The sequence below is a fragment of the Actinomycetota bacterium genome, from assembly GCA_035759705.1.
Lineage (GTDB): Bacteria > Actinomycetota > CADDZG01 > JAHWKV01 > JAHWKV01 > JAJCYE01.
The window spans coordinates 1-3482 of the sequence record DASTUJ010000126.1 but is presented as its reverse complement, the minus strand read 5'-3'; the positions used below and the strand labels follow the sequence as shown (position 1 = coordinate 3482).

The following is a 3482-nucleotide window of genomic DNA, read 5'->3' as shown; positions in this document are numbered from 1 at the left end:
CTGGATGCCCAGGTCGTCCAGCTGCTGCTCCATCTTCAACATGCCCAGCGTGACGGTGGACAGCACCTGGGTCTCGCCCCGGTTGAAAAGCCCGGTGCCGTGGACCCTGGGGATCAGGCCCACCTCGCACGAGATCTCCCGGATGTCGGTGAGGCCACGCCCGTCGATGCGGACACCGTCGTTGACGATGCGGCCGCGGATGAGGCTCTTGGTGAGCTTGCGGATGGCGGCTTTGACCTCGCCGGCGCGGTCGGCGAACTCGGTGGACAGGTCTTCTTTGACCTTGGCGCCGATCTCGTCGAGGGCGAGCTCACGCTCGGCCTTGCCGGAGATGGTGATGGCCTTCAGGATGTCGGCCTTCGCCATCTCGGAGACCTTGGCGTAGACGTCCTCTTCGACCTCGGTGGCGATGATGAAGTTCTTCTTCTGCTCCTTTACGCCGGCTGCCTCGACCAGGTCTTCCTGAAGGTCGATGACGTCCAGGATCGCGTCCTTGGCGAACTCGAGGCCGTCGGCGACAACCGCCTCGGTGATCTCCGCTTCGCCCTCGGCTACCAGCTCAAGCGAGATCTCGGTGGCTCCGGCTTCGACCATCAGCACGTCGACCCCGTCGTCGGCGCTGCGGCGGCCGGCCACGACCATCTCGAAGGTGGCCTGCTCGCCCTGCTCCCAGGTGGGGTTGGCTACCCACTCACCCTTGAGGTGGGCGATGCGCACTGCGCCGACCGGGCCCTGGAAGGGGATTCCGGAGAGCATCAGCGCGGCGGAGGCGGCGTTGATGGCGAGAATGTCGTAGGGGTTCTCCATGTCCACGCCGTTGACGATGGCCACGACGTGAACGTCGTTGCGGAAACCGTCGGGGAAGCAGGGACGGAGGGGGCGGTCGATCAGGCGGGCGGTAAGCGTCGCCTTCTCGGATGCCTTGCCCTCACGACGGAAGAACCCGCCGGGGATTTTGCCTGCCGCGTACATCCGCTCTTCGATGTCTACGGTCAGGGGGAAGAAGTCGGTGCCTTCCCGGACACTGCTGGCTGCGGTCACGGCCACGGTGATGGTGGTCTCGCCGATTGTGGCCAGGACTGCGCCGTCGGCCAGCTTGGCCAGACGACCGGTTTCGAACTTGACTACGGGCTCGCCGATTTGAAGTTCGACGGAATGTATGCCGCTCATTTGTACCTCCACAAGGATTTGCGGGAGGTGGAGCCTTTTCGACCAGTTGTCAGTGGTGAGAGCTCACGATGGTGGTTAAGCGCTCGCAACTGATAACTGGGGCAGGTGATCCTTCCTCCCGATTAACGCATCTCGGATGAGTGCGATTCAGGGTTTTAGAAGGCCCTCTCTTTCTCTAAGAACGGTGCTATCGACGCAGGCCCAGGCTCTCGATTAGGGAGCGGTATCGTTCGACATCCTCATTCTTCAGGTACTCCAGAAGCCGCTTGCGGCGACCGACGAGGCGCAGAAGGCCCCGGCGTGAGGAGTGATCGGACTTGTGTGTCCGCAGATGGTCGGTCAACTCGGCGATCCGCTTGGAGAAGATCGCTACCTGGACCTCGGGAGATCCGGTGTCGGTGTCGGACCGGCGGTGGTCCGCGATGATTTCAGCTTTGCCAGTGGTGTCGAGTGCCATAGAACCTTCTGTCGTCCAGATCTGATGTCTACCGATACGCGAGGGACCATGCCCTGCAACTGCTGGTAGTTCGTTCGATCTTAGCATGGGTAGGGCGAACCGCCCTGAGATCGGGTCGTCAACTATTCGCGACCGGGGGTCGACCTGGGATTTGTGTTGTCCTAGACTGGCACAATGCCTCGCCCCAAGCTGTCCAGGTTCTTGGTCGCCGCCACTCTGATGCTTGTACTTTTCAGTGGGGCCCCCACCACGGCTCTCGCCCAGTGCTTCCCCATGACCTGTAACGATCCCGGCCAGTCCGGCGAAGCCAGCGGTCAAGGTGTTAGCGAGGGTCAGAGTTCGAACCCATTGGACGGGCCGCCCGGCAGTTCCGGCAGTTGCACCGGGAACTGCACCTCGAGTCCGGGCAGCAGCTCCACCCCGCCGGGCGGCAGCGGCCGTCCGGGCGGAACCTCGCAGCCCGGGGCACCCGGCGTTGGACAGCCCGGTCAGTCCGGACGCATAGTCCCACCGCCCCCGCCACCGCCTCCGGCGGCCCGAACGACCACTACCAGGAAGGCGGCCACCACCTCTCGAACGACGTCGACATCCACTTCGGCATCGCCGACGCCGGATCCCCTGCTGTCGCCCACGCCGTCTCCGAGCCCGTCGCCCTCCCCCACTCCTTCGGAGAGCCCGTCGCCGACGCCGTCCCCGTCAGACCTGGTGGCAGCCCTCGACGACGCCGACCCGGCGGCCAGCGACGGTTCGCTGGTGCCCTTCTTCTCGATGGTTGCGGGCGCGATCCTGTTGTTTCTCTACGTCAGGAGCCGCCGGCCCCGGCGAGGCATGCACAGCGTGAGCAACAGGCGGGGCGGGAGCCACTCCTACTAAGGGCTCCCTTTAGGGGGTGTCGACGGCGCTCCCTCGCTGAGCGATGTCCTGCTTCTGGGCTTCGATCTCACTGGCCGACAGTCCGCCGAGCCCCATAAAGCCCGGCTCGCCACTGCCCGGCTCCGTCCCACTGGCTTCCGCGGCGTCGATGGCGTCCTGAATTGCGGGGTCCGGCTGGTATTCGCCGCCGCCCTCCTGGGCCACCTGCTGGTCCCGCACCTTCTGCGCCTCAACAAGGAAAGTCTGCTCGTCGTCCACGGGGTCTCCTCTCAAGATTCGACGGCTACTGCCGTCGCACATAGGGATGTTTCCCAGGACGCCTGAGTGCAAAGCATTTTTCTCAGTGGGCAGTTGCACCGGCCCTGTTGGTTTGTGGACTACGTGATGGTGAAGGTGTGGGAACTGCTGCTCGAGTAACCCCCCAGGGTCGCAGTTACCTGCAGCGTGTGAGTTCCGACGCCTGCCTCGGCAGGCACGATGCTGACCGGTAAGAGGGCCCCCAGTGGACTCGCATCCCCCGGGACCATCATGGACGGCTTGACGTATACACCGGGCACCGAGGAGGTGACGGAAAGTTGTGCCTCTCCCGAGACGGTGCCCAACTGTTTGAGGAAGCAGATAGTGCCGGCCGGAAACTGGGTGGAGCTTATGGGTTCGCCGCCGGTCGACGGACAGGTCACCTGGATGGTGGCCCCTGCGGGCGGCGGGGGCGGTGCCGGCGGCGACAAATCGTTGGGCCCCAGGAAGTCCAACCTCAAGGTGGCTTTGTGCGTAGCGGTCAGGGCTCCACTGCTTCCGTTGACCACCAGCACGTAGCTCCTGACCTCCTGCGTTGTGTTGGCGTCGAGGCGGAACTTAACCGAGCCGTTCGGAGCCGGGGTAACGGTTTCGGGGGTGGTCCGGCAGCGCACCACCCCGGCCGGTCCGGTGCAGGAAAGCTGCACGGGTTCCGCGAAGCCGCCGGTGGACCTGAGGCTACAGC

The 3482-nt window shown here is 64.6% G+C and carries 6 protein-coding genes; 1 reads left to right on the top strand and 5 read right to left on the bottom strand.

Annotation, left to right across the window (positions count from 1 at the left end; all coding sequences use genetic code 11):
* The 3 genes from VFV09_08660 to VFV09_08650 form a co-directional block, all read right to left on the bottom strand.
* Positions 1-1170, bottom strand: a 1170-nt coding sequence (locus tag VFV09_08660) for a polyribonucleotide nucleotidyltransferase (GenBank protein HEU4867784.1), incomplete at its 3' end; no start/stop codon positions are given.
* Between the two features lie 187 nt (positions 1171-1357).
* Positions 1358-1627, bottom strand: coding sequence for a 30S ribosomal protein S15 (gene rpsO / locus VFV09_08655; protein ID HEU4867783.1), 270 nt, complete (start codon positions 1625-1627; stop codon positions 1358-1360).
* 488 nt (positions 1628-2115) lie between these two features.
* Positions 2116-2259, bottom strand: coding sequence for a hypothetical protein (locus tag VFV09_08650; GenBank protein HEU4867782.1), 144 nt, complete (start codon positions 2257-2259; stop codon positions 2116-2118).
* A 73-nt stretch (positions 2260-2332) separates the two neighbouring features.
* Between VFV09_08650 and VFV09_08645 the strand changes: the two genes are divergently transcribed.
* Positions 2333-2500, top strand: coding sequence for a hypothetical protein (locus VFV09_08645; GenBank protein HEU4867781.1), 168 nt, complete (start codon positions 2333-2335; stop codon positions 2498-2500).
* Positions 2501-2509: 9 nt separating this feature from the next.
* Here VFV09_08645 and VFV09_08640 read toward each other — a convergent pair whose 3' ends face one another.
* Together VFV09_08640 and VFV09_08635 are read right to left on the bottom strand one after the other, a co-directional pair.
* The gene (locus tag VFV09_08640) at positions 2510-2773 is read right to left on the bottom strand and encodes a hypothetical protein (GenBank protein HEU4867780.1); all 264 of its coding nucleotides are present in this window, start codon (positions 2771-2773) and stop codon (positions 2510-2512) included.
* A 104-nt stretch (positions 2774-2877) separates the two neighbouring features.
* Positions 2878-3482 (bottom strand): hypothetical protein (locus VFV09_08635; protein ID HEU4867779.1); only part of this gene is annotated, 605 nt, incomplete at its 5' end.